Below are 25,298 nucleotides of genomic sequence, written 5' to 3' on the forward strand. Positions count from 1 at the left end.
ACACCATGTTTAAAGGCGATATGAATAAAAAACGCGCTAAAGCGTTACAGAAAGTGAAAGATGCCATCACGCTGCACGGCGGGCAGACCATCCTCAGTACAGGGATAACCGGCGACGATGCGCGTCTGGCAAAAGCAGTATGTGAGGCGGGCGTTAAGCTGCTCGAACCGAACCATCCCGCACTGGCGCTGGCGCGTGGGCATAAGGGGGTGAGCAACATGCACGCGGCAGAACAAATCCGCCACGAAATCACCAACAGCCAGATGGCCGAAGCAGTACATGGCGTACGTAATGTGGTTCCTGACGATATCTTCATTACCGTCGGTATCGCAGGTGGCTTTACCGAAACGTTACCGGTCCCGCTCACGGAAACAGAGATACTGGAGATTGCTCGTGCTGGTGCCGATGGCTTACACACTCATAAATCCGACTGGGACGATCTACAGGACATCGTTAATCTCGCCCATCAGTATGGCCTGACCGTTGATGCTTATATTGGTCACCCGGATGACCTGCATACCTTCGGTATTCCTGCGCGCACTCCAGAAGAGGTCGCCAGCGTAGCAAAACGGATGCAGGAGATTGGCGTCGACATGATTGGTTTAATGACCGGTATGAGCTACGAAGGCGTAGCCGCAGGTGATATTCCGCAAGCCATTAAAGATCGCCTGTGGGCGCTGGTCGGCGCGGTAAGCGTGCCGACGCTGGCGGAAGGCGGAATTAACCTCGCCAATGCCAAAGCGTTTAAGGATACCGGGGTCAATATTCTGGTCGTCGGTACGGCAATCGACAATATGGTCTGCAACGCCGCCAAAGAGGCTGTCACACCGTTTATTGCGCATTGATATTAAGGGAAAAAAAGCATGTTACTGGTCACCGATCTGGATGGAACACTACTGACTTCGCAAAAGACAATCAGTCCACGCACTCGTCAAGCACTCGTAGAATTCCACCAGCGCGGTGGCCTGTTGGCCGCCTGTTCCGCCAGACCGGTCTCCTCTATGATGCGCCTGCTACAGCAGCAGCAGGTTAATGCGCTGTTTGGCTGGTGCGCAGGCTTTAACGGAGGTCAGATCCTCGAGATGGCGCAGCAGCGCAATATTCATACTGCAGCGCTCTCCTGTATGAATCTTCGGGATATTGACCGACATATTGCACTTTCCCTCTGCCCTCATCACTTTTTTAGCGCCGATGCTATTTATCATCGTTGCGACCTACAGGTAGCGCCATGGACAACTTATGAAGCCCGTTTATTTGAATTACCACTTATTCCTGCAGCACCCGGTAATATTTTAAACCGACAAGATATTTATAAAATCACACTCGTTACTGAGCAGTTAAAAATAAATGCGCTGTGTACAGACGTGAATAATAAATTGCCTTATGGTTATACAGCGACTATCACTGGGGAGAATTACATTGATATCCAACGTAGCGAAATAAATAAAGGTTATGCTATTAGCATGTTAATGCACCAGCTAAATATAACAGCCGATAAAGTTGCGGCGATTGGCGACCAGCAAAACGATATCAGTATGTTTTCCGCCGCCGGCATTGGTATTGCAATGGGGAATGCGCCTGAGGTAGTAAAACGACAAGCCAGCTATGTGACGGCCTCTAATGATGATGAGGGTATTGTCTGTGTGCTGGAGTGGTTGCGTTGCTCTGCACATCCAGTTACCATGCGCCAAAGCACGACGTTGGCGGAAAATAATGAACCCGATTAAAAGAAGAAAACATATCCTCGATGAATTAAATAAATTCGGTGAAGTGACGGTTATCAAATTATCGGAAACGCTAAAAGTCACATCAGAGACCATTCGCCGCGATCTCTCCATCCTGGAGTCTGAAGGGCAAATTACCAAGATTCACGGCGGAGCCGTCAAAAAGCAGGTTGTTCAGGAAGATGAATTTGGCGCGCGGATTGATATACACCGCGAAGAAAAAATGGCAATTGGTAAACTTGCCGCCGGGATGGTCAGCGAGCACGACACTCTATTCATTGACTCCTGTACAACAAATCTTATTCTGGCCGAACAATTACCTCCTCTGGCCTACTCCGTTATTACTAACTCAGCCTTAATTGCCGATAAAATAAAAGAACATAATCTTAAAGCGCGCGTTTATGTATTAGGTGGTGAATATGACTACCATTTCCGTGCCAATCTCGGCGTCTCCGTTTGTCAGCAAATAAACACTATTCACGCAGATATCTGCTTCATCGGCGCGGGTGGTATTTCACCTCAACATGGTGTCCTGGTGAAAAGCTTCGATGAAGCCTATGTTGCCAAATCAATGATTGCTATGAGTAAAAAGTCGGTAATTCTTGCCGACCATACAAAATTTGGCCAGGACGGAGTGATGTGTATCGCCACATTAAAAGAGATCGATAACATCATCACAGACAAACGATTCAGAACAACGGGCTATACACAGCAGGACTTCGCCGGAAAATTACGTATTGCTGAATAATACAATACATGACGCTATCAGCAGGTTCTGGATTACCGTACACTGAGGATATCGGCTAACAGAGGGCACCCTTATGGCACTCCCCCGCATTACCCAAAAAGAGATGACCGAGCGCGAACAGCGTGAACTGAAAACGCTGCTCGACCGCGCGCGCATTGCGCATGGTCGTCTGCTGACCAACGCAGAGACCAACAGCATCAAGAAAGAGTACATCGATAAACTGATGGCCTTGCGCGAAGCAGAAGCTAAAAAAGCCCGCCAGTTGAAGAAAAAGCAGGCCTATAAACCGGATGCGGAAGCATCGTTTTCCTGGTCAGCAAATACGCCGACGCGCGGCAGACGTTAGCGTCCCTTCTTCTTACGCCCCGGAGAGGTAAAACGCTTACCGTTTGCCGCCGGGCGCGATTTTTCTTTCTCCGCTGATTTTTCGATTTTCACCACCGGACGCTTAATGCCTGCGGTTTTTGGCTTCGCTTTCGCCTTCGGTTTGGCTTCTGAGGACGAGTTCTCAATCAGCTTGAACAGATCGATCAGTTCGTCATCTGTCAGGTCGCGCCATTCACCAAGCGGCAGACCAGACAAACCAACGTTCATGATTCGCGTACGCTCAAGCTTGGTAACTTCATAGCCAAAGTGTTCGCACATACGACGGATCTGACGGTTAAGTCCCTGAATCAGCGTAATGCGAAACACAAACGGCGCTTCTTTCTTCACCTTACATTTTTTGGTGACGGTACCGAGAATGGGCACACCGGCCCCCATCCCACGGATAAAGTCATCAGTGACCGGCTTATCGACCGTCACCAGATACTCTTTTTCGTGATCGTTACCGGCACGCAGGATTTTATTCACCAGGTCGCCGTGGTTGGTCAGAAAGATAAGTCCCTGGGAATCTTTGTCCAGACGGCCAATTGGAAACACGCGCTTGCTGTGATTCACGAAATCAACAATGTTGTCGCGTTCGCTGTCTTCCGTGGTGCTGACAATCCCTACCGGCTTGTTCAGCGCGATAAAAACCAGATCTTCCGCTTCACGCGGCTCAATCAACCGACCATTTACTTTTACGACGTCGCCAGGCATCACCTGATCGCCGATGGTGGCGCGTTTACCATTCAGGAAGACATTCCCTTGTTCGATAAAGCGATCCGCCTCGCGACGCGAGCAGATTCCGCTTTCACTGATGTATTTATTTAATCGGATAGATGAGTCGGGCAGCATAATTTCTCCTGTATACACTTCATCCTGAAAGCTGTCTCTGCGTTGGCTACCCTCACTCACCCAGGTCACATAGCAATCTACGCTCCCGGGGGTTCGCTCCCTTGCCGCCTTGATACAACTTGAATGACTTTGTGTATTAAAAGCGAAATATACCCTACCTTGCGGACGATAAAAAATAATCGTGTTCGACTGCCCACGCGCTATTTGTGATCCGTCACACCTTTTGACACAAAAGTGTCAGCGATCCGTCCCTGCAATTTTGTTAGGTGAAAACAAGCAGAATCAATACATTAGAGAGGCAAGCACATCTGTGCCGACAACGCGCCATCACCACATCAAATGTGCAACACAATCGGCCATTTCAGGGCACTGAAATAAGTGAAAATAGCTTTGAGATGGAGAACAGATGGGGTTATATCAGATCAAGAAGGCAATTTCGTGATTTGCACAAATGTGCAGGAGTCCAAAAATGGCGACGGAAAACAGCGATGATATCCGCCTGATCGTAAAAATAGCGCAGCTGTATTACGAACAGGATATGACACAAGCGCAAATAGCTCGCGAGCTGGGTATTTATCGCACCACGATCAGCCGGTTACTAAAACGTGGACGCGAGCAGGGTATCGTCACCATCGCCATTAATTACGACTACAACGAAAATCTGTGGCTGGAACAGCAGCTAAAACAGAAATTTGGCCTGAAAGAGGCGGTCGTAGTCTCCTGCGATAGCGAGCAGGAAGATGAACAACTTAATATGATGGGCGCACATGGCGCACAGTTGCTGGAACGCTTACTGGAACCTGGGGACATTATCGGATTCTCATGGGGCCGCGCGGTACGGGGACTGGTGGAAGGATTATCTCCTGCCAGCCAGTCGCGCCAGCTGATCTGTGTGCCGATTATCGGCGGACCATCCGGCAAGCTTGAAAGCCGCTACCACGTCAATACGCTGACCTACGGCGCTGCGGCAAAGCTCAAAGGGGAATCACACCTGGCAGATTTCCCGGCACTGCTGGAAAACCCGCTGATCCGTAACGGGATCATGCAGTCACGACATTTTAAATCGATTTCTGCGTACTGGGATAATCTGGACATCGCGCTGGTCGGGATTGGATCTCCGGCGATACGTGATGGCGCTAACTGGCACGCTTTTTACGGCAGTGAAGAGAGTGATGACCTGCATGCCCGCCAGGTCGCCGGAGACATTTGCTCGCGCTTTTACGATATCAACGGTGTAACCGTAGAGACCAATATGAGTGAAAAGACGCTCTCCATCGAAACCAATAAATTAAAACAGGCGCGTTACTCCATTGGCATTGCAATGGGTGAAGAAAAATACAGTGGGATATTAGGCGCATTACGTGGGAATTATATTAACTGTTTAGTCACCAACAGCCATACCGCTGAGTTATTGTTGAAGTAAATAAATTCTAATTGGTCCTGACATAATTAAATTTATGTGGGATCCCCTTATCTGAAATCGGGAGTTAATTATGCAAACGTGGTTAAACTTGCAGGGCAAAGTCATTATTGTTACCGGTGGTGCATCCGGAATTGGTCTGGCAATTGTCGAGGAGTTATTAGCGCAAGGCGCTAATGTGCAAATGGCAGATATTCATAGCGGAGAAGGTAAATACGATAACCATGACGGGTATCATTTCTGGCCAACGGATATTTCCAGTGCCAAAGAGGTTAATCATTCTGTCGCTGAAATTATCCAACGCTACGGACGTATTGATGGGCTGGTAAATAATGCTGGCGTTAACTTCCCGCGTCTGCTGGTCGATGAAAAAGCACCCGCCGGGCAATATGAACTCAACGAAGCCGCTTTTGAAAAAATGGTGAATATCAACCAGAAAGGTGTGTTCTTAATGTCGCAGGCAGCGGCACGCCAAATGGTAAAACAGCGTAACGGCGTGATTGTGAATGTCTCTTCCGAAAGCGGACTGGAAGGCTCAGAAGGTCAAAGCTGTTACGCCGCTACCAAAGCCGCATTGAATAGCTTTACCCGTTCCTGGTCGAAAGAGTTGGGCAAACACGGCATTCGTGTGGTGGGCATTGCCCCTGGCATTCTGGAAAAAACCGGACTGCGGACCCCCGAGTATGAAGAGGCGCTGGCGTGGACTCGCAACATCACCGTCGAACAGCTGCGTGAGGGCTACACCAGGAACGCGATCCCGATTGGTCGCTCAGGGAGATTAAGCGAAGTTGCTGATTTTGTTTGTTATCTTTTGTCTGAGCGCGCCAGTTACATCACCGGAGTAACCACTAACATTGCGGGCGGGAAAACGCGCGGCTAAGGAGGTTTTATGGTTAATGCAATCTTCTGTGCTCACGGCAAACTGGCCTGCGCCATGCTGGAATCAGTACAGATGGTTTACGGTGATGCCAACGTTGAAGCCGTGGCATTTGTCCCCGGAGAGAACGCCAGCGACATTGTGGAAAAGCTAAAAAAGTTAGTAAGCATTCACACTGGCGATGAATGGCTGATTGCCGTCGATTTACAGTGTGGCAGTCCCTGGAATGCTGCCGCGACGCTGGCGATGCACAATCCGGCGATACGGGTCATCAGCGGGTTATCACTGCCGTTGGCGCTGGAACTGGTAGACAACCAAAGCAGTATGAATGTGGATGAACTGTGCGAACACCTGACGACCATTGCTCAACAAACCTGTGTCGTCTGGCAACATCTGGAAACGACCGAAGAGGATTTCTGATGAACATTACCCTTGCTCGTATTGATGACCGCCTGATCCACGGTCAGGTCACCACCGTCTGGTCGAAGGTGGCGAATGCCCAACGGATTATTATCTGTAATGACGACGTTTATAACGATGAAGTACGTCGCACATTATTACGTCAGGCCGCCCCACCGGGAATAAAAGTGAACGTCGTTAATATCGAAAAGGCGGTCGCGGTTTACCATAATCCGCAATACCAGAACGAAACCGTTTTTTATCTATTTACCCGCCCACAGGATGCATTAGCAATGGTCAAGCAAGGCGTGAAAATCGCCACGTTAAATATTGGCGGTATGGCCTGGCGACCGGGTAAAAAACAATTAACTAAAGCCGTTTCTTTAGACAGTGACGACATTAATGCGTTTCGAGAATTAGCTAAACTGGGTGTCACGCTGGATTTACGCGTCGTCGCATCCGATCCATCTATTAATATTCTCGAAAAAATAGAAGAACAATCGTTCGCTGAATAAATAAAAATGCCTGTGTTCTTATGCTTTAACAGGCAGGGATGATCACATTCACAAGGTGACATATTATGGAAATAAGTACCCTACAAATTATCGCCATATTCCTATTTTCCTGTATTGCCGGAATGGGCAGCGTGCTGGATGAGTTCCAGACCCACCGTCCGCTAATTGCTTGTACCGTTATCGGCCTGATCCTCGGTGATTTAAAAACCGGGATTATGCTCGGCGGCACACTGGAGCTAATCGCGCTTGGCTGGATGAACGTCGGCGCAGCGCAGTCTCCCGATTCGGCGCTCGCCAGTATTATCTCCGCCATTCTGGTTATCGTCGGTCAGCAAAGCATTGCTACCGGTATCGCTATCGCCCTGCCGGTCGCAGCAGCAGGCCAGGTACTGACGGTATTCGCCCGTACCATCACCGTGGTGTTCCAGCACGCGGCGGATAAAGCAGCCGAAGACGCCCGCTTTCGCACCATCGACATGCTGCACGTTTCCGCTCTCGGCGTACAGGCGCTGCGCGTTGCCATTCCTGCATTAATCGTCTCGCTGTTTGTCAGCGCCGATATGGTCAGCAATATGCTCAACGCCATTCCGGAATTCGTCACCCGCGGATTGCAGATTGCCGGTGGCTTTATCGTGGTGGTCGGCTACGCCATGGTGCTGCGCATGATGGGCGTGAAGTACCTGATGCCCTTCTTCTTCCTCGGGTTTATCGCTGGGGGGTATCTCGATTTGAGCCTGCTGGCTTTCGGTGGGGTTGGCGTGATTATCGCGCTGGTCTACATCCAGTTGAACCCACAGTGGCGTAAAGCCGAACCGCAGGCGCAACCCGCCTCTTCTCAAGCTCTCGATCAGCTTGATGACTAATGGAGCCAGCCATGGAACAGAAAAAACTGACCAAATCCGACCTGTTTAGCATGTTTGTTCGCTCCAACCTGCAACAGGCGTCATTTAACTTTGAACGCATTCATGGGCTGGGCTTTTGCTACGACATGATCCCTGCCATCAAGCGCCTGTATCCGCTGAAAGAGGACCAGGTTGCAGCACTCAAACGCCACCTGGTGTTTTTCAACACCACGCCTGCCGTGTGCGGCCCGGTGATTGGCGTGACCGCCGCGATGGAAGAAGCTCGCGCCAATGGTGCGGAAATTGACGACGGCGCCATCAACGGCATCAAAGTTGGGCTGATGGGCCCGCTGGCCGGTGTTGGCGACCCGTTGGTCTGGGGAACATTGCGCCCGATTACCGCGGCGCTCGGCGCATCGCTGGCGCTGTCCGGAAACATTCTCGGCCCACTATTGTTCTTCTTTATTTTCAATGCAGTACGTCTTGCCATGAAGTGGTACGGCTTACAGCTTGGCTTTCGTAAAGGGGTCAATATCGTCAGCGACATGGGCGGCAACCTGCTGCAGAAACTGACCGAAGGCGCATCGATTCTCGGCCTGTTTGTCATGGGGGTGTTGGTCACTAAATGGACCAGCATCAACGTGCCGCTGGTGGTATCGCAAACGCCTGGCGCAGACGGCACCACCGTCACCATGACCGTGCAGAACATTCTCGACCAACTCTGCCCCGGCCTGCTGGCGCTGGGTCTGACGCTGCTGATGGTGCGTCTGCTCAACAAGAAAATTAATCCGGTATGGCTGATCTTCGCCCTGTTTGCGCTGGGGATTATCGGTAACGCGCTGGGTTTCCTGTCCTGATTTTTTCGCTCCGGCAATGCCGGGGCAACTTCAACAAATAGTCCTCGAAAGAGGAAGAGGTGGTAACAATGCAAACAACAACAGCTTTACGCCTTTATGGTAAACGCGATCTGCGCCTGGAAACCTTCGATCTTCCTGAAATGCAGGACGATGAAATTCTGGCCTCAGTCGTAACCGACAGCCTGTGCCTTTCTTCCTGGAAAGAGGCTAACCAGGGCGAGAACCACAAAAAGGTGCCGGACGATGTGGCCACCAACCCGATCATCATCGGTCACGAGTTTTGCGGCGATATTATTGCCGTGGGGAAAAAATGGCAGCATAAGTTTCAGCCCGGCCAGCGCTATGTCATTCAGGCTAACCTGCAACTGCCGGATCGCCCGGACTGCCCCGGCTACTCCTTCCCGTGGGTAGGCGGTGAAGCCACGCACGTTATCATTCCTGATGAAGTCATGGAGCAGGACTGCCTGTTGGCCTACGAAGGTGAAACCTATTTTGAAGGCTCGCTGGTTGAGCCGCTGTCCTGCGTGATTGGCGCATTCAACGCCAACTATCACCTACAGGAAGGTACTTATAACCACAAGATGGGCATTCGTCCGCAGGGGCGTACACTGATACTCGGCGGCACCGGGCCGATGGGACTACTGGCGATCGACTACGCGCTGCATGGTCCGGTTAACCCAGCGCTGCTGGTGGTGACCGACACCAATAACGACAAGCTGAGCTACGCCCGCAAGCACTATCCATCAGAACCACAAACGTTGATCCATTATCTCCACGCGCAGGATGCGAGTTATGACAGCTTGATGGCGCTGAGCGGCGGGCACGGGTTTGATGACATCTTTGTGTTTGTGCCCAATGAACAACTGGTCACGCTGGCCTCTTCTTTGCTGGCTGCGGATGGTTGCATGAACTTCTTTGCCGGTCCGCAGGATAAGCAGTTTAGCGCGCCGATTAACTTCTACGACGTGCACTATGCCTTCACCCATTATGTTGGGACATCTGGCGGCAATACCGACGACATGCGCGCGGCGGTAAAACTGATCGAAGAGAAGAAAGTTCAGGCGGCAAAAGTGGTGACGCACATTCTGGGATTGAATGCGGCAGGTGAAACAACGCTGGAACTGCCGCAAGTCGGTGGGGGTAAAAAACTGGTTTACACCGGAAAAGCATTGCCGTTAACTGCGCTCACCCAGATTGACGATCCGGCCTTGCGCGATATCCTGGAGCGTCATCAGGGGATCTGGTCGCAGGAAGCCGAACAGTACATATTGTCTCACGCCGAGGAGATTTAACATGATTAACCGCGACACCCAGTTGTGCATGTCGCTTGCCGGTCGCCCCGGCAACTTTGGCACACGCTTTCATAACTATCTGTATGAAAAGTTAGGGTTAAATTTTATCTACAAAGCCTTTACTACGCAGGATATTGAGGCCGCAGTGAAAGGCGTTCGCGCACTCGGGATTCGCGGCTGTGCGGTCTCTATGCCGTTTAAAGAGAGTTGCATGCCGTTTCTGGATGCCATCGATCCTTCCGCAAAAGTCATTGATTCCGTCAACACCATTGTCAATGACAACGGTACGCTGACAGGATTTAACACCGACTACATTGCGGTAAAAAGCCTGATTACCAGCCACCAGCTTGATAACCACGCACGCGTCATGATCCGCGGCAGCGGTGGAATGGGTAAAGCTGTCATTGCTGCATTTCGCGATGCCGGTTTTCGCGATGTGATCGTCGCCGCCCGTAACCGGGAGAGCGGTCCGGCGCTGGCAAAACAGTACGGTTTCCAGTGGCAACCGCAGCCGGAAGGGATTACCTGCGATATTCTGGTCAACGTGACGCCCGTCGGCATGGCTGGCGGTAAAGAGAGCGATGAACTGGCCTACAGCGAAGCGATAGTCGCTGCCGCCAGCGTGGTGTTTGACGTCGTCGCCCTGCCGCCGGAAACACCGGTAATCAAACTGGCACAGCAATTAGGTAAAAAGACCATCAGCGGTGCAGAGGTGATTGCCTTACAGGCCGTGGAGCAGTTCGCCATGTACACCGGCGTACGCCCGGATGACGCGCTAATCGCCGAAGCGGCAGAATTTGCTCGGGCGGGGTAACGAAGCAGGAAGAGAGCGCCAGGGATGGGCGCTCTAATAGCCATTAATCAGAATGACCTTTGAAAATCACTGAACGAACCGTTTTCTTCCACCCATTGATTTAATTGCCCTCGAAACAGGCGATGCAGCGTACATAGCAAAAGCACTGGGCGTGGTGGCTCGCGCTAAGGGAATAGCGAACATTGCGGCAAAAACGGGATTATCCCGTGAGCAGCTTTATCGCTCTTTTAGTGAGAAAGGTAACCCGACGCTGAAAACCACCCTTGCAGTGATGAAGGTACTCGGCATTGAATTGACACTTAAAAAATAGCCTCAGCTTCTGTCCCCCCTTCCAACATCGTGAGCCATATCAGTGAGGCGTTATACTGACGGTGGTAACATGACTGCGGTTGGTAATTTTCTGATTACATGGAGAAATGATGGAACTGCTTTTATTGAGTAACTCGACGCTGCCGGGCAAAGGCTGGATGGAACATGCGCTGCCGCTGATTGCTGAACAACTGAATGGTCGCCGTATGGCGGTGTTTATTCCGTTCGCTGGCGTGACGCAAACCTGGGATGAGTACACGGCGAAAACGGCAGCCATCTTTGCGCCAATGGGCGTCAACGTTACGGGTATTCATACCGTTGCCGACCCGATTGCCGCTATTGAAAACGCAGAGCTGGTGATTGTCGGCGGGGGTAATACCTTCCAGTTACTGAAAGAAAGCCGCGAGCGCGGTCTGTTGGCCCCGATTGTAGATGTCGTCAAACGCGGTGCGCTGTACATCGGCTGGAGCGCGGGTTCCAACCTTGCCTGCCAGACCATCCGCACCACCAACGACATGCCGATTGTTGATCCAAAAGGCTTTGATGCGCTCGGTCTGTTCCCGCTGCAAATTAACCCACACTTCACCAACGCGCTGCCGGAAGGCCACAAAGGCGAAACGCGTGAACAGCGTATCCGCGAGCTGCTGGTTGTGGCACCGGAGCTGACGGTGATTGGCTTGCCGGAAGGTAACTGGATCAAAGTGAGTAACGGTCAGGCGGTGCTTGGCGGCCCGAACACCACGTATATCTTTAAAGCAGGTGAAGAGGCGGTTGCCGTTGAAGCAGGCCATTGCTTTTAGTTGATTTATTGTCTGATGCCGGATGGCGGCTTCGCTTTATCCGGGCTACAACTGTAGGCCTGATAAGCGCAGCGCCATCAGGCAGTTCAGCGCACATTGCCGGATGGCGGCATAAATGCCTTATCCGGCCTACCGCTTCACCTCACTCAAAAATCATCCCGCCCATCGTCTTCATCCGGCTGTTCCAGCACGCTGTAAGCCACGGAGCAAAACAGCGAGTTCAGACGCTGCATATCGCCCAACAGCGCCAGGTGCAACGAGCTGGTCTCGATGCTCTGCACGTTCTGTTGATGCAGACGGTCAACGTGCGCATGCGAATAACGACGATTGAGAATACGGAAGCGGTGCTTGCTGCGGCGCAGACGACGGGCACTGGTCACATCTCCTGAGAAGAACACCGACATCGCCAGCTGCAGATTGCTGAGCAACTGATCGTAGAGCGCATCCAGTTCTTTCAGCCCTTCGACAGAGAATGCCCGGCGGGCGGCCAGCGACTTATCGGCTATCTCGCTGCCCATACGTTCGACAATATCGGAAGCCTGCTCAAGGTTGAGCGACATTTCGATAATCTCCGCCCAACGGCGCGATTCCTCTTCCGCCAGCTCATCCTTTGGCATCCGCGCCAGATAGAGCTTAATTGCCGTGTACAGCACGTTAATGTCGTCCGCCATCCTGCGCAGCTCTTTTTCTTCACGCGGCTCGCCATGCATCACCTTCTTCAGCCCGTCCATCATCTGCTCCATCGCGTCGCCGATACGCAGGGCTTCGCGGGCGGCATTGGCCAGAGCGAGCGTCGGCGTATCCAGCGCGCTGACGTCCAGATGTTTGGGTTTAAGATGTGCATCCAGCTCCGGCTCATCGCGGATGATGCGCTTACAAAAACGCGCCATCGGTTCGGCGAACGGCACCATCGCCACGCAGCGCACCAGGTTGTAGAAGACGTGGAAGTAGATAACCAGTTCAGATTTCGGCAGCGGCAGTTCATCCATCAGATTGGCCAGCGGATGAACAAACGGCAGGATAATCAGGCTCCCCACCAGCTTAAACAGCAGGCTACCGAGCGCCACACGACGTGCTGCGGCGTTAGCGGCGCTGTTATTCAACATCGCCAGCAGGCCGGACCCGAGGTTGGCACCAATCACCAGACACAACGCCACCGGGAACGAGATAATACCTGCCGCGGTCAGCGTGGCCGTCAGCAGCACCGCCGCCAGGCTGGAGTAACTGATAATCGCAAACATGGCGCCAATCAGCGCATCGAGCATAATATCGCCGGTGAGCGAGGCAAAAATAACCTGTACACCATTAGCCTGGGTGATCGGCGTTACCGCCTGCACAATCAGCTCCAGCGCCAGCAAAATCAACCCCAGTCCAATACCAACCCGCCCCAGTTGCCCCACGCGGGACTGCTTACGACCGAGAAAGAAGATCACGCCGATAAAAATCAGCAGTGGCGACAGCCAGGAGAGATCGAAGGTCAGGATACGCGCCATCAGCGCGGTCCCCACGTCGGCGCCGAGCACTATGACCAGCGCAGGGGTGAGCGCCACGAGATCTTGTGCAACAAACGAGGTCACCAGCATGGTGGTGGCGTTGCTACTTTGCACCAGCGCCGTTACGCCGATACCTGCACAAAAGGCGAGCGGCTTCTTTTCAACGCTACGGCTGAGCACGGTACGCAAGCGGGCGCCAAAGACGCGCATCACGCCGGTACGCACAATATGCGTACCCCAAACCAGCATCGCGACGGCAGAAAGCAGGTGTAACAGAGTTAACACGGAATCAGGTTCTCCTTATTTTTATGGTTTTTTGAGGCTCATTTGCCTGATGGCGCTGCGCTTATCAGGCCTACAAATCATCCCTATGTAGGCCGAATAAGGCGTTTACGCCGCCATCCGGCAACGGCCCCCTTTCAGTATAAGGGTTTAAACGTAATAAAGAGACAGGGCACTCATTGAGCGCCCTGTTTGTTGTAAAGAAAGATGACAGTTTTGTGAATCAGTCGGCGTCATAGCCGAGGTTCGGCGCTAACCAGCGCTCCACTTCTGCCACGCTCATGCCTTTACGGAAGGCATAATCTTCAACCTGATCGCGCTGGATTTGCGCCACGGCGTAGTACTTGCTGTCCGGATGACTGAAATACCAGCCGGAAACCGACGCGCCTGGCCACATGGCGAAAGATTCGGTGAGTTTCATCCCGGTGTGCGCTTCCACATCCAGCAGCTCCCAGATGGTGGCTTTTTCGGTGTGTTCCGGACACGCCGGATAACCCGGTGCCGGGCGAATCCCCTGGTAGTTTTCGCGGATTAGCTCCTCGTTACTGAGATTCTCATTCGCCGCATAGCCCCAGTAGACTTTACGCACGCGCTCATGCAGATATTCTGCGAACGCTTCCGCCAGACGGTCAGCGATCGCTTTCACCATAATCTTGTTGTAGTCGTCATGCTGGGCTTCGAAGGCATCCGCCAGCGCATCTTCCTCCAGACCACCGGTCACCGCGAAAGCACCGATGTAATCCGCTTTGCCGCTCAGTTTCGGCGCAACAAAGTCAGACAGGCAGTAGTTGGCGAAACCGACTTTTTCCGTCTGCTGGCGTAGGTGATGACTCACGTTGATAACGTGCGTACGCGTCTCGTCACGGTAAATCTCGATGTCGTCACCCACGCGGTTGGCCGGGAATAACCCCACCACGCCGCGCGGATTCAGGGTCTTCTCAGCGCTGAGTTTATCCAGCATGTCGTTAGCGTCTTTGAACAGGCGCTTCGCCTCTTCTCCTACCACCTCATCTTCAAGAATGCGCGGATATTTCCCGGCCAGCGACCAGGTCATAAAGAACGGCGTCCAGTCGATGTAATTGCGCAGAGTTTCGATGCTGGCTTCCACTTCCTGCACGCCCAGACGGTGCGCCACCGGCGGGGTGTAGTTTTCCCAGTCGAAGGCCAGATCGTTGTCGCGGGCAGCCTGTAACGTTACTGGCGGGGTACGCGGTTTCTTACGCGCATGCTGGATACGCACGGTTTCGTACTCTTTACGCGTACGGGCGACAAAGTCATCGCGCTGGGTGTCAGAGAGCAGCGCAGCCACCACGCCAACGGTACGCGAGGCGTTCTGCACGTACACCGTCGGGCCGCTGTAGTTCTGCTCAATTTTCACCGCCGTGTGCGCTTTTGAGGTGGTCGCACCGCCAATCAGCAGCGGAATAGTGAATCCCTGACGCTCCATCTCTTTCGCCACGTTGACCATTTCATCCAGCGACGGGGTAATCAGCCCGGAAAGGCCTATCAAGTCGGCATTCACTTCACGCGCCGTTCTGAGGATTTTCTCCGCTGGCACCATCACGCCAAGATCGACGATTTCGTAGTTGTTACATTGCAGCACCACGCCAACAATGTTTTTGCCGATATCGTGCACATCGCCCTTCACGGTCGCGATGACCATTTTACCGTTGCTGGAGCCTTTCTCTTTGCTGGCCTCAATGTACGGTTCGAGGTACGCCACCGCCTGCTTCATCACGCGGGCGGATTTCACCACCTGCGGCAGGAACATTTTGCCTTCGCCGAACAGATCGCCAACGACGTTCATGCCGTCCATCAGCGGTCCTTCAATAACTTCGATCGGACGCGCTGCCTGCTGGCGCGCTTCCTCGGTATCCAGCTCAATAAACTCGGTAATGCCTTTCACCAGCGAGTATTCGAGGCGCTTTTTCACGTCCCAGGTGCGCCATTCCGCCATCTGGGCATTCGCCGTATCGTCAGTTTTGCTGCCGCGATATTTCTCTGCCAGCTCCAGCAGTCGTTCGGTGCCATCGTCACGACGGTTGAGGATCACATCTTCAACCGCATCGCGCAGCTCGGCGGGCAGGTCGTCATAAATTGCCAGCTGTCCGGCGTTGACGATCCCCATGTCCATGCCGTTGCGAATGGCGTAGTAGAGGAATACCGCGTGAATGGCTTCACGTACCGGGTCGTTGCCACGGAACGAGAATGAAACGTTAGAAACGCCGCCGGAGATCAGCGCGTGCGGCAGTTCGCGTTTGATGTCTTCACACGCGCCGATAAAGTCCTGCGCGTAGTTGTTGTGCTCATCAATACCGGTCGCGACGGCAAAGATGTTCGGGTCGAAGATGATGTCTTCCGGAGGGAAGCCCACCTCTTCGGTAAGAATTTTGTACGCCCGACGGCAGATTTCGATTTTACGTGCGCGGGTGTCGGCCTGCCCTTGCTCGTCAAAGGCCATCACCACCACCGCGGCACCGTAGCGACGCAGCAGCTTCGCATGATGGATAAAGGTCTCAACCCCCTCTTTCATCGAGATGGAGTTAACGATGCCTTTACCCTGAATGCACTTCAGGCCTTTCTCGATGACGTCCCATTTCGAGGAGTCGATCATAATCGGCACGCGGGCGATATCCGGCTCACCGGCGATCAGGTTGAGGAAACGCACCATTGCCGCTTCGGCATCGAGCATCCCCTCATCCATGTTGATATCGATGATCTGCGCGCCGCTTTCCACCTGCTGACGGGCGACGTCCAGCGCTTCGCTGTATTTCTCTTCTTTGATCAGGCGCTTAAATTTCGCCGAACCGGTAACGTTGGTACGCTCGCCGACGTTCACAAACAGGCTGTCGTCGCCGATGTTCAGCGGCTCAAGGCCAGAAAGGCGACAGGCAACCGGGATTTCCGGCAAGCGGCGCGGCGGTAAGCCATCCACCGCGCGGCTCATGGCGGCGATATGTTCCGGCGTGGTGCCGCAGCAGCCGCCGACGATATTCAGGAAACCGGCCTCAGCCCACTCGCGAATCTGCGTCGCCATGGTATCGGCGTCGAGATCGTATTCACCAAAGGCGTTCGGCAGACCGGCGTTCGGGTGCGCAGTCACATAGCATTCGGCAATGCGTGACAGTTCCTGCACGTACTGGCGCAGCTCGTCCGGACCTAAGGCACAGTTCAGACCGAAGGTCAGCGCCTCGGCGTGACGCAGGGAGTTGTAGAATGCTTCGGTAGTCTGGCCGGAAAGCGTACGGCCGGAAGCGTCGGTGATGGTGCCGGAGAGCATAATCGGCAGCTCAACGCCCAGCGCTTCGAATTCAGTTTTAACCGCGAAAATAGCGGCTTTGGCGTTCAGAGTATCGAAGACGGTTTCAATCAGGATCAGGTCACTGCCGCCTTCCACCAGCGCTTTGGTGGATTCACGGTAGGCGGCCACCAACTGATCAAAGGTAATGTTGCGGTAAGCCGGGTCGTTAACATCAGGCGAGATAGACGCCGTACGGTTCGTTGGGCCGAGCACGCCCGCGACGTAGCGCGGTTTTTCCGGCGTGCGCGCCGTCCATTCGTCAGCCGCCGCACGCGCCAGTTTGGCTGCCGCAAAGTTGATTTCCGCCGACAGGGATTCCATCTGGTAATCCGCCATGGCGATAGTCGTCGAGTTAAAGGTGTTGGTTTCGATGATATCCGCGCCCGCCTCAAAGTAGGCGTTATGGATGGCGGCAATCACCTCCGGTTTGCTGAGCACCAACAGGTCGTTGTTACCTTTCAGATCGCACGGCCAGTCGGCAAAGCGTTCGCCGCGGAAATCCTCTTCGCTCAGACGATATCCCTGGATCATGGTGCCCATACCGCCGTCCAGCACCAGAATACGTTCATTTAACTGCTGACGTAATTGTTCTACTTTGCTGCTCACACTCGCTCCCGACAACGCTCAACCAGACCGAAAAAAACTCAACAGGCCATACTGGCACAAACCTGAGAGGCGGAAAAGAGAACAACGGCCAACATGAGACATGTTCAGCTTCACTCATCCGATCAGTACAGGAATTCTTGCATTACAATTGAATAAAACGAAAATGATTTCCACGATACAGAAAAGGAGTCTGCCATGGTAGCCACTGTCCCCGCGAAACGCGGTAGAAAACCCGCCGCCGCTACTGCACCTGCAACCGGGCAGGTTCAGTCTCTGACCCGCGGCCTGAAGCTGCTGGAGTGGATTGCGGAATCCAACGGCAGCGTGGCGCTGACCGAGCTGGCGCAGCAGGCTGGCCTGCCAAACTCCACGACTCACCGTTTGCTGACCACCATGCAGCAGCAGGGTTTTGTCCGTCAGGTGGGTGAATTAGGCCACTGGGCCGTAGGTGCGCATGCGTTCATCGTCGGCAGCAGCTTTTTGCAAAGCCGTAATCTGCTGGCGATTGTGCATCCGATCCTGCGCAAGCTGATGGAAGATTCCGGTGAGACGGTAAACCTGGCCGTGCTGGATCAAAGCGATCATCAGGCCATTATTATCGACCAGGTGCAGTGCACCCAACTGATGCGCATGTCCGCGCCTATCGGCGGCAAGCTGCCGATGCACGCCTCCGGTGCGGGTAAGGCGTTTTTATCCCAACTGAGCGAAGAACAAGTGACTGGCCTGCTGCACCGCAAAGGCCTGCATGCTTATACACACGCCACGCTGGTGTCGCCAGTGCATCTGAAAGAGGATTTGGCCCAGACGCGCAAGCGCGGCTATTCCTTTGATGATGAGGAACATGCGCTGGGTCTGCGCTGCGTGGCGTCGTGCATTTATGACGAGCACCGCGAGCCGTTTGCTGCGATTTCCATCTCCGGACCCATTTCGCGTATTACCGACGATCGCGTGACCGAGTTTGGCGCCATGGCGATCAAAGCGGCGAAAGAAGTGACGCTGGCGTACGGTGGATTTCGCTAAGATGGGGTTGCCGGGTAGCGGCTACGCCTAACCCGGCCTACTGTCCAGGGTTAGTGCAGATTTGTAGGCCTGATAAGCGTAGCGCATCAGGCACGGCGCACATTGCCGGATGGCGGCGCAAGCGCCTTATCCGGCCTACGGTCGGTTTCATAACGTACGCTGAACCGTTGCCGACGCCGGTAGGCGTAAACATCTTCCACATGCCCGTTTTTAATCCGCGTTTGCAGACCACGCCAGTAGTCGGCGCTGAACAGGTCAGCGTGCATCTCTTCAAATAGCGGCCCGATACGCGGGTCGGCACATAGCCAGTGACGAAACTCTTCCGGGAAGACATCTCCCGGCGATACGCTGTACCACGGCTCAGCGCTCATCTCATCTTCCGGGTAGCGTGGCGGCGGGATATGGCGGAAATTCACCTCCGTCATGTAGCAGATTTCATCGTAGTCGTAGAACACCACGCGCCCGTGACGGGTCACGCCGAAGTTCTTAAACAGCATATCGCCGGGGAAAATATTGGCGGCGGCCAACTGACGAATGGCGTTGCCGTACTCTTCAATGGCATCGCGCAGTTGCTGACCTTCGACCTGCTCCAGCCAGATATTCAGCGGCACCATCCGTCGTTCAATATACAGATGGCGAATGACGATCTGATCGCCGAGATCGGTAATTTTTTCCGGGGCTTCCTGCAATAACAGCGCCATCAGCGCCGGATCGATCTGCCGTTTCTCCAGCACAAAATTCTCGAATTCCTGGGTGTCAGCCATCCGCCCAACACGATCGTGTTCTTTGACCAGTTGATAGCAGGCGCGGACGTGGGCGGCAGACATCTCTTTTTGCGGGGCAAATTTGTCTTTGATGATTTTAAACACCCGGTCAAAACCCGGCAGCGTAAACACCAACATCACCATGCCGCGGATCCCAGGCGCTTCAATAAACTGCTCATCGCAATGGGCAAGATAGAGCAGATATTCGCGGTAACTTTCGGTCTTCGCGTGTTTCTGACAGCCAATCGCCATGTACAGTTCGGCGGTGGTTTTACCGGGCAGGATCTCGCGCAGCCACTCCACCAGCGCCGCGGGCAAAGGGGCGTAAACCATAAAATAGGAGCGGGCGAAGCCAAACACAATACTCGCCTCCGCCGTCGTGGTCAGACAGGTATCGACAAACAATTCGCCTTCATCAGTCCGGTGGATTGGCAGTAAAAACGGTAGCGTCCCCGAAGGAGTAATCAACTTACCGACCAGCCAGGCAGCCTTGTTGCGATAAAACAGTTCGTTCGCCACCTGTAAATGGCAACCCGACAACACATCCGCTCCCAGGGTTTCGGTCAGGTGTTCGATGATGTAGTGGATATCACGATGTTTGTTCTGCCACGGCAGACGCAGGGGCAGATCGCTAAGGACGCGTGTCAGCAGCCACTCCCAGCCGGTATCCGGAAAAAAGTCTTTCGCTAGCGGACGTGGGATCGTGCGAAAACGGCGCTCTGGCTGAGAACTGAAAATAAACAGCCGCTCGGGAGTCAGCGAGCGGTGGTCAAATAACCGACAGTAAACGGAGTTAAAGAAACTCTCCGCAATCTCGAAGCGCGGGTAATCCGGCAGTAGCCGGGTGTAATGCTCTTTCACGCGAAGTAAAAAATCCGCGTCGGTACTTTTGCCGTCAGTAATGCAGCGCAACTGCTCCACCACCAGACCCACGTGATGATCGTAAAGGTGAATACGGCTTTTCATCGCCTGTTGAACCGCATGCCAGTCAGCATGTTCAAAACGCTGCTGCGCGCCGGAGGTGACTTCCAGAAAACGCCCGTACTGGGCGTCGAAACCTTGCAAGATAGTCTGAGCAATCAGTAATTCCAGGCCACGCGTCATCAATGTCTCCCATCCGGCACAACGTCATGCCGGATGGCGCGTTCGCTTATCCGGCCTACATCCCTTCGTAGGCCCGGTAAGCGCAGCGCCACCGGGCATTAATCAAAACTGCGATTCTTCGGTCGAGCCGGTCAGCGCGGTCACCGAGGAAGCTCCGCCCTGAATGATGGTGGTGACTTTATCGAAGTAACCTGTGCCCACTTCCTGCTGATGGGAGACGAAGGTGTAACCGTCTTTAGCTGCCGCAAATTCTGGCTGCTGAACCTTCTCAACATAGTGGCGCATGCCTTCACCCTGCGCATAGGAGTGCGCGAGGTCGAACATGTTGAACCACATGCTGTGGATACCCGCCAGGGTAATGAACTGGTATTTGTAACCCATATCCGACAGCTGCTGCTGGAAGCTGGCAATGGTTTTGTCGTCCAGGTTTTTCTGCCAGTTAAACGACGGCGAGCAGTTGTAGGCCAGCAGTTTGCCAGGGTATTTAGCATGGATCGCATCGGCAAAACGCTTCGCCAGTTCGAGGTCCGGCGTGGAGGTTTCACACCACACCAGATCCGCATACGGTGCGTAGGCCAGGCCACGACTGATCGCCTGCTCAATACCCGCATGCGTACGGTAGAACCCTTCGCTGGTACGTTCGCCAGTGATGAACTCGCTGTCGTATGGGTCGCAATCAGACGTAATCAGATCGGCTGCATCAGCATCGGTACGTGCAATCACCAGCGTCGGCACACCCATGACGTCGGCTGCCAGACGGGCGGCCACCAGTTTCTGGATAGCTTCCTGAGTCGGAACCAGCACTTTGCCGCCCATGTGACCACATTTTTTCACCGATGCGAGCTGATCTTCGAAGTGAACGGCCGCTGCACCAGCCTCAATCATCGATTTCATCAGTTCAAACGCGTTCAGTACGCCACCAAACCCTGCTTCCGCATCGGCAACGATCGGCAGGAAGTAATCTACATAACGCGGATCGTTCGGCTCAATACCGGTTGACCATTGGATCTGATCGGCGCGACGGAATGTGTTGTTGATCCGATCCACCACCGCCGGGACAGAGTTCGCCGGATACAGCGATTGGTCCGGGTACATGCTGGATGCCAGGTTGGCATCTGCCGCCACCTGCCAGCCTGAAAGGTAGACCGCTTCAATACCGGCTTTCGCCTGCTGCAGCGCCTGACCGCCAGTCAGTGCGCCGAGGCTGTTGATATAACCTTTCTTCGATTCGCCGTGCAGCAGACGCCACATTTTCGCCGCGCCAAGCTGCGCCAGCGTACATTCCGGGTTGACCGAGCCACGTAATTTCACCACTTCCTCCGCGCTATATGGACGGGTGATGCCTTCCCAGCGCGGTTGAGTCCATTCTTTCTGTAATTCTTCGATTTGTTGAGTACGGGTTTTCATGTGCAGATGCTCCATATTGTTATGTGGTGGATTACGCCAGCAGGCGGTAGCCTGGCAGGGTCAAGAAATCGATCAGTTCATCAGAGGTAGTGATTTGCTCCATCAGGCGCGCGGCATCGTCAAAACGCCCGCTGCTGTAGCGGTGTTCGCCCAGCTCGTCCTGAATCACCAGCATCTCTTCGGCCAGCATCTGACGGAACAGCGGTTTGGTAACCGGCTTGCCGTTGCTGAGCGTCTTCTGGTGGTGGATCCACTGCCAAATGGAGGTACGGGAGATTTCGGCGGTGGCCGCATCTTCCATCAGACCGTAAATCGGTACGCAGCCGTTACCGGAGATCCACGCTTCGATGTACTGCACCGCAACACGGATGTTAGCGCGCATGCCTTCTTCAGTACGCTCACCTTCACAAGGTGCCAGCAGTTGCTCTGCGGTAATCGGGGCATCTTCTTCACGGGTCACGAACAGCTGATTTTTGTTTTCGCCGAGTACGTCGTTGAACACCGCCATAGCGGTATCTGCCAGCCCCGGATGGGCAATCCATGTGCCGTCATGACCGTTATTTGCTTCCAGCGCTTTGTCCGCTTTTACCTTGGTCAGAACCTGGTTGTTACGTTCCGCATCTTTGCTGGGAATGAACGCCGCCATGCCGCCCATCGCGAACGCGCCACGTTTATGACAGGTTTTAATCAGCAGACGCGAATAGGCGCTGAGGAATGGCTTATCCATCGTCACCACCTGACGGTCCGGCAGCACGCGATCCGGATGGTTCTTCAGCGTTTTGATATAGCTAAAAATGTAGTCCCAACGACCGCAGTTCAGACCCACAATGTGGTCACGCAGGGCGTGCAGAATTTCGTCCATCTGGAAGACGGCAGGCAGCGTTTCAATCAGCAGGGTCGCTTTAATGGTGCCGCGCGGCAGGTTAAAGCGGTCCTCTGCATAGCTGAACACTTCGCTCCACCATGCCGCTTCTTGCCAGGCCTGCGTTTTTGGCAGATAGAAATAAGGGCCGCTGCCTTTCGCCAGCAACGTTTTGTAGTTGTGGAAGAAATAGAGGGCAAAGTCGAACAGGCTGCCCGGGATAGATTCGCCACGCCAGGTGACGTGTTTTTCCGGCAGATGCAGACCACGAACGCGACATACCAACAGAGCCGGATTAGGCTTGAGCTGATAAATTTTACCCGCTTCGTTGGTGTAGCTAATGGTGCCATTGACCGCATCGCGCAGGTTGATCTGCCCGTCGATAACTTTGCTCCACTCAGGAGCCAGTGAATCTTCGAAGTCAGCCATAAAGACTTTGACGTTCGCGTTCAGCGCGTTGATGACCATCTTGCGCTCAACGGGTCCGGTGATCTCTACGCGGCGATCCAGTAAATCATCAGGAATTCCGCGAATTTTCCAGTTACCTTCACGAATGGAAGCTGTTTCCGAAATAAAATCAGGCAACTTACCGTCATCAATATCCTGCTGCTGCTGGATACGTGCAGCCAGAAGTTTATTCCGTTTTGGCGTAAATCTTGTCACCAGTTCAGTCAGAAACTCCACAGCTTCAGCGGTCAGAATTTGCTGTTCCTGTTCGCCACGCGGCCTGGTAAAGACCAGTTCATCGGTTGTCGTTGCCTGTTGATTCATTGCGTAGTTCCTCGTCATTGATCCAAACACATCCCCAATGCGAACGAAGGATCGTTGTGCACTTTTCGTTCAGCACAACTAAGACTACTCATTTAAATTTCAAAATCAAAAACAATTTCCATTTTTAATTTAATTATCAATTAACCTATTGATAACAATATAAATAAAATTTAATTACACGATGAGGTGCGTTTCGGAAATAAAAAAGGCACCCGAAGGTGCCTGATTCAATATGCTGAAACGCTTAAGGATCGTCTGCTACAGAAGATTAATCCAGCGTTGGATTCATGTGACGCAGATCATATGGCGTGATCTGGTAGACGTAATAGTTGAGCCAGTTGGTAAACAACAAATTACCGTGGCTACGCCAGGTTGCCCGCGGTTTGTTTTGCGGGTCATCTTTCGGGAAATAGTTATAGGGTACTTCCGGCGATAAGCCCGCTTCGACGTCACGAAAATATTCGCTGCCGAGTGTATGGTCGTCATACTCAGGATGACCCGTCACGAAGGCGATACGTTTGTCTTTGCTGGCAAACAGGTAGGCATCTCCCTCTTCGGTTTCAGCAAAGATCTCGAGATCGGTGTAGTCGCGAATAAGCGCTGCAGGGAAATCAGCATAGCGGGAATGCGGGGCCAGGAACGCATCATCGAATCCACGCGTCAGAAGCGCATGAGGGTGCAGAATATGGTGCTCATAGACGCCTGAGAGTTTGTCCGTGCGGGTTTGCTTGGGAATTCCGTACAGAATATTCAACGCGGCCTGCACCGCCCAACAGACAAATAGCGTCGAGGTAACGTGATCTTTGGCCCATTCAAGCACTTGCTTAATCTGCGGCCAGTAAGCCACATCATTAAATTCAACCAGGCCCAACGGCGCGCCGGTCACGATCAATCCGTCAAAGTTCTGATCGCAGATATCCTCGAAATTACAGTAGAAGTTATTCAGATGCTCCGTTGGGGTGTTGCGTGACTCGCGGGCATCGATGCGCAATAGCTGAACATCAACCTGCAGCGGTGAGTTAGACAGTAAGCGCAGGAACTGGTTTTCCGTTTCAATCTTCTTGGGCATCAGGTTGAGGATGAGCACCTTCAGTGGACGAATTTCCTGACCGGAAGCGCGGGATGTCGTCATCACGAAGACGTTTTCCTCACGCAAAAAATTGACGGCGGGTAGCTCGTCCTGCACGCGAATTGGCATAACCTGATAACCTCACAACATACGTTTAAACGTTTAGACATCCAGATAGCTGAAGATACCCAGGAATCACGCGAATGTCGAGCCTGCATCCTCAAGTTGAGAAAGTTTCACGGCTCCTTGCTGTAGAATAGTGCAGTAAAGAAAAAAGGAGAATGCTATGAACCTTACCATTCGTCGTTCGCGTCAGGACGAAGGAGATAAGTTAGTTTCTATTTGGTGTCGCTCAGTAGATGCCACGCACCATTTCCTCTCTGCGGATTATCGGATTGAGCTGGAGGAGCTGGTACGTTCATTTTTACCAGAAGCCCCTCTGTGGGTTGCAGTGACAGAACAGGATGAGCCCGTCGCCTTTATGCTCCTGACCGACCAGCATATAGATGCTTTGTTTGTCGATCCGGATGTGCGTGGTAGTGGCGTTGGTAAACTGCTGATTGAACATGCTTTATCAATGAGTTCAACGCTAACAACCAATGTTAACGAGCAGAATGAGCAGGCGGTTGGATTCTATAAGAAGATGGGATTTAGCGTGACGGGACGTACAGAGGTGGACGATCTCGGACGACCGTACCCGTTACTCAACCTCGTACGAGGGTAGCAGGACTAGCTTTTGTAGGCCGGATAAGGCGATACGCCGCATCCGGCAGTGTGCAGACGTGTTGCCTGATGCGCTGCGCT

The 25,298-nt window shown here is 53.3% G+C and carries 23 protein-coding genes; 16 read left to right on the forward strand and 7 right to left on the reverse strand.

Annotated features, from left to right (window positions below):
* Window positions 1-5: 5 nt before the first annotated feature.
* From IB222_RS21650 to IB222_RS21665, 4 genes are all read left to right on the forward strand, one after another.
* Window positions 6-845: a histidine biosynthesis protein gene (locus tag IB222_RS21650; protein WP_032942081.1), complete on the forward strand. Its 840-nt coding sequence runs from the start codon at window positions 6-8 to the stop codon at window positions 843-845.
* Window positions 846-863: 18 nt separating this feature from the next.
* The gene (locus IB222_RS21655) at window positions 864-1,727 is read left to right on the forward strand and encodes a Cof-type HAD-IIB family hydrolase (RefSeq protein ID WP_149385023.1); all 864 of its coding nucleotides are present in this window, start codon (window positions 864-866) and stop codon (window positions 1,725-1,727) included.
* Window positions 1,714-2,472, forward strand: coding sequence for a DeoR/GlpR family DNA-binding transcription regulator (locus IB222_RS21660; protein WP_032942078.1), 759 nt, complete (start codon window positions 1,714-1,716; stop codon window positions 2,470-2,472). The genes IB222_RS21655 and IB222_RS21660 overlap by 14 nt, the downstream gene beginning before the upstream one ends.
* Window positions 2,473-2,545: 73 nt before the next feature.
* Entirely contained in the window at window positions 2,546-2,818 is a 273-nt protein-coding gene (locus IB222_RS21665; protein ID WP_003826541.1) for a DUF3811 domain-containing protein, read from the forward strand.
* Here IB222_RS21665 and rluF read toward each other — a convergent pair.
* Window positions 2,815-3,690 (reverse strand): 23S rRNA pseudouridine(2604) synthase RluF, encoded by an 876-nt coding sequence (gene rluF, locus IB222_RS21670; protein ID WP_008786901.1) that lies wholly within the window; start codon window positions 3,688-3,690, stop codon window positions 2,815-2,817. The two genes, IB222_RS21665 and rluF, sit on opposite strands and share 4 nt — an antisense overlap.
* A 469-nt stretch (window positions 3,691-4,159) precedes the next feature.
* Here rluF and IB222_RS21675 point away from each other — a divergent pair, with 469 nt between their 5' ends.
* The 10 genes from IB222_RS21675 (at window position 4,160) to pepE (ending at window position 11,815) form a co-directional block, all read left to right on the forward strand.
* Complete coding sequence (locus IB222_RS21675) at window positions 4,160-5,113, forward strand: sugar-binding transcriptional regulator (protein ID WP_149385024.1); 954 nt, start codon at window positions 4,160-4,162, stop codon at window positions 5,111-5,113.
* 70 nt (window positions 5,114-5,183) lie between these two features.
* On the forward strand, window positions 5,184-5,990 hold the full coding sequence (locus tag IB222_RS21680) for an SDR family oxidoreductase (protein WP_149385025.1): 807 nt from the start codon (window positions 5,184-5,186) through the stop codon (window positions 5,988-5,990).
* 9 nt (window positions 5,991-5,999) lie between these two features.
* The gene (locus IB222_RS21685) at window positions 6,000-6,407 is read left to right on the forward strand and encodes a mannose/fructose/sorbose PTS transporter subunit IIA (protein ID WP_079938944.1); all 408 of its coding nucleotides are present in this window, start codon (window positions 6,000-6,002) and stop codon (window positions 6,405-6,407) included.
* On the forward strand, window positions 6,407-6,901 hold the full coding sequence (locus tag IB222_RS21690) for a mannose/fructose/sorbose PTS transporter subunit IIB (protein WP_003826529.1): 495 nt from the start codon (window positions 6,407-6,409) through the stop codon (window positions 6,899-6,901). The genes IB222_RS21685 and IB222_RS21690 overlap by 1 nt, the downstream gene beginning before the upstream one ends.
* 65 nt (window positions 6,902-6,966) lie before the next feature.
* Window positions 6,967-7,764: a PTS mannose/fructose/sorbose transporter subunit IIC gene (locus tag IB222_RS21695; RefSeq protein ID WP_003826527.1), complete on the forward strand. Its 798-nt coding sequence runs from the start codon at window positions 6,967-6,969 to the stop codon at window positions 7,762-7,764.
* A gap of 11 nt (window positions 7,765-7,775) precedes the next feature.
* The gene (locus IB222_RS21700; RefSeq protein ID WP_003031641.1) at window positions 7,776-8,600 is read left to right on the forward strand and encodes a PTS system mannose/fructose/sorbose family transporter subunit IID; all 825 of its coding nucleotides are present in this window, start codon (window positions 7,776-7,778) and stop codon (window positions 8,598-8,600) included.
* Window positions 8,601-8,668: 68 nt separating this feature from the next.
* On the forward strand, window positions 8,669-9,892 hold the full coding sequence (gene sorE / locus IB222_RS21705; protein ID WP_003826522.1) for an L-sorbose 1-phosphate reductase: 1,224 nt from the start codon (window positions 8,669-8,671) through the stop codon (window positions 9,890-9,892).
* Between the two features lies 1 nt (window position 9,893).
* Window positions 9,894-10,706 carry a shikimate 5-dehydrogenase gene (locus IB222_RS21710; protein ID WP_063941212.1) on the forward strand — a complete coding sequence of 271 codons (813 nt, stop codon included), beginning with the start codon at window positions 9,894-9,896 and terminating at the stop codon, window positions 10,704-10,706.
* Window positions 10,707-10,800: 94 nt separating this feature from the next.
* Window positions 10,801-11,016 (forward strand): addiction module antidote protein, encoded by a 216-nt coding sequence (locus IB222_RS21715; protein WP_232018068.1) that lies wholly within the window; start codon window positions 10,801-10,803, stop codon window positions 11,014-11,016.
* Window positions 11,017-11,125: 109 nt separating this feature from the next.
* The gene (gene pepE, locus IB222_RS21720; protein ID WP_149385027.1) at window positions 11,126-11,815 is read left to right on the forward strand and encodes a dipeptidase PepE; all 690 of its coding nucleotides are present in this window, start codon (window positions 11,126-11,128) and stop codon (window positions 11,813-11,815) included.
* Window positions 11,816-11,961: 146 nt separating this feature from the next.
* Here pepE and IB222_RS21725 read toward each other — a convergent pair whose 3' ends face one another.
* A complete protein-coding gene (locus tag IB222_RS21725) occupies window positions 11,962-13,593 on the reverse strand; it encodes a Na/Pi cotransporter family protein (protein ID WP_003826514.1) in 1,632 nt (543 codons plus the stop codon).
* A 220-nt stretch (window positions 13,594-13,813) separates the two neighbouring features.
* A complete protein-coding gene (gene metH, locus IB222_RS21730; RefSeq protein ID WP_149385026.1) occupies window positions 13,814-17,497 on the reverse strand; it encodes a methionine synthase in 3,684 nt (1,227 codons plus the stop codon).
* 195 nt (window positions 17,498-17,692) lie between these two features.
* Here metH and iclR point away from each other — a divergent pair, with 195 nt between their 5' ends.
* Window positions 17,693-18,517, forward strand: coding sequence for a glyoxylate bypass operon transcriptional repressor IclR (iclR, locus tag IB222_RS21735; protein ID WP_003826510.1), 825 nt, complete (start codon window positions 17,693-17,695; stop codon window positions 18,515-18,517).
* An 86-nt stretch (window positions 18,518-18,603) separates the two neighbouring features.
* Here the strand turns inward: iclR and aceK are convergent, their stop codons facing one another.
* The 4 genes from aceK to metA all read right to left on the reverse strand — a co-directional run bounded on the left by aceK (window position 18,604) and on the right by metA (window position 24,623).
* Window positions 18,604-20,385 (reverse strand): bifunctional isocitrate dehydrogenase kinase/phosphatase, encoded by a 1,782-nt coding sequence (gene aceK, locus IB222_RS21740; RefSeq protein WP_003826508.1) that lies wholly within the window; start codon window positions 20,383-20,385, stop codon window positions 18,604-18,606.
* Between the two features lie 102 nt (window positions 20,386-20,487).
* On the reverse strand, window positions 20,488-21,792 hold the full coding sequence (gene aceA, locus IB222_RS21745; RefSeq protein ID WP_003826506.1) for an isocitrate lyase: 1,305 nt from the start codon (window positions 21,790-21,792) through the stop codon (window positions 20,488-20,490).
* Between the two features lie 31 nt (window positions 21,793-21,823).
* Window positions 21,824-23,425 (reverse strand): malate synthase A, encoded by a 1,602-nt coding sequence (gene aceB, locus IB222_RS21750; protein WP_003031607.1) that lies wholly within the window; start codon window positions 23,423-23,425, stop codon window positions 21,824-21,826.
* A 268-nt stretch (window positions 23,426-23,693) separates the two neighbouring features.
* On the reverse strand, window positions 23,694-24,623 hold the full coding sequence (metA, locus tag IB222_RS21755; RefSeq protein ID WP_003826503.1) for a homoserine O-succinyltransferase: 930 nt from the start codon (window positions 24,621-24,623) through the stop codon (window positions 23,694-23,696).
* Between the two features lie 157 nt (window positions 24,624-24,780).
* Between metA and IB222_RS21760 the strand changes: the two genes are divergently transcribed.
* Window positions 24,781-25,218 carry an acetyltransferase gene (locus IB222_RS21760; RefSeq protein ID WP_003826501.1) on the forward strand — a complete coding sequence of 146 codons (438 nt, stop codon included), beginning with the start codon at window positions 24,781-24,783 and terminating at the stop codon, window positions 25,216-25,218.
* Window positions 25,219-25,298: the final 80 nt, after the last annotated feature.

The sequence above is a fragment of the Citrobacter sp. C13 genome (assembly GCF_014596815.2).
In the GTDB taxonomy this organism is placed as follows: Bacteria; Pseudomonadota; Gammaproteobacteria; order Enterobacterales; family Enterobacteriaceae; genus Citrobacter; species Citrobacter portucalensis.

Coding starts and splice junctions, on each gene's coding strand:
- IB222_RS21650 (WP_032942081.1), top strand. CDS start 6: ATGTTTAAAGGCGATATGAATAAAAAACGCGCTAAAGCGTTACAGAAA.
- IB222_RS21655 (WP_149385023.1), top strand. CDS start 864: ATGTTACTGGTCACCGATCTGGATGGAACACTACTGACTTCGCAAAAG.
- IB222_RS21660 (WP_032942078.1), top strand. CDS start 1,714: ATGAACCCGATTAAAAGAAGAAAACATATCCTCGATGAATTAAATAAA.
- IB222_RS21665 (WP_003826541.1), top strand. CDS start 2,546: ATGGCACTCCCCCGCATTACCCAAAAAGAGATGACCGAGCGCGAACAG.
- rluF (WP_008786901.1), bottom strand. CDS start 3,690: ATGCTGCCCGACTCATCTATCCGATTAAATAAATACATCAGTGAAAGC.
- IB222_RS21675 (WP_149385024.1), top strand. CDS start 4,160: ATGGCGACGGAAAACAGCGATGATATCCGCCTGATCGTAAAAATAGCG.
- IB222_RS21680 (WP_149385025.1), top strand. CDS start 5,184: ATGCAAACGTGGTTAAACTTGCAGGGCAAAGTCATTATTGTTACCGGT.
- IB222_RS21685 (WP_079938944.1), top strand. CDS start 6,000: ATGGTTAATGCAATCTTCTGTGCTCACGGCAAACTGGCCTGCGCCATG.
- IB222_RS21690 (WP_003826529.1), top strand. CDS start 6,407: ATGAACATTACCCTTGCTCGTATTGATGACCGCCTGATCCACGGTCAG.
- IB222_RS21695 (WP_003826527.1), top strand. CDS start 6,967: ATGGAAATAAGTACCCTACAAATTATCGCCATATTCCTATTTTCCTGT.
- IB222_RS21700 (WP_003031641.1), top strand. CDS start 7,776: ATGGAACAGAAAAAACTGACCAAATCCGACCTGTTTAGCATGTTTGTT.
- sorE (WP_003826522.1), top strand. CDS start 8,669: ATGCAAACAACAACAGCTTTACGCCTTTATGGTAAACGCGATCTGCGC.
- IB222_RS21710 (WP_063941212.1), top strand. CDS start 9,894: ATGATTAACCGCGACACCCAGTTGTGCATGTCGCTTGCCGGTCGCCCC.
- pepE (WP_149385027.1), top strand. CDS start 11,126: ATGGAACTGCTTTTATTGAGTAACTCGACGCTGCCGGGCAAAGGCTGG.
- iclR (WP_003826510.1), top strand. CDS start 17,693: ATGGTAGCCACTGTCCCCGCGAAACGCGGTAGAAAACCCGCCGCCGCT.
- aceK (WP_003826508.1), bottom strand. CDS start 20,385: ATGACGCGTGGCCTGGAATTACTGATTGCTCAGACTATCTTGCAAGGT.
- aceA (WP_003826506.1), bottom strand. CDS start 21,792: ATGAAAACCCGTACTCAACAAATCGAAGAATTACAGAAAGAATGGACT.
- aceB (WP_003031607.1), bottom strand. CDS start 23,425: ATGAATCAACAGGCAACGACAACCGATGAACTGGTCTTTACCAGGCCG.
- metA (WP_003826503.1), bottom strand. CDS start 24,623: ATGCCAATTCGCGTGCAGGACGAGCTACCCGCCGTCAATTTTTTGCGT.
- IB222_RS21760 (WP_003826501.1), top strand. CDS start 24,781: ATGAACCTTACCATTCGTCGTTCGCGTCAGGACGAAGGAGATAAGTTA.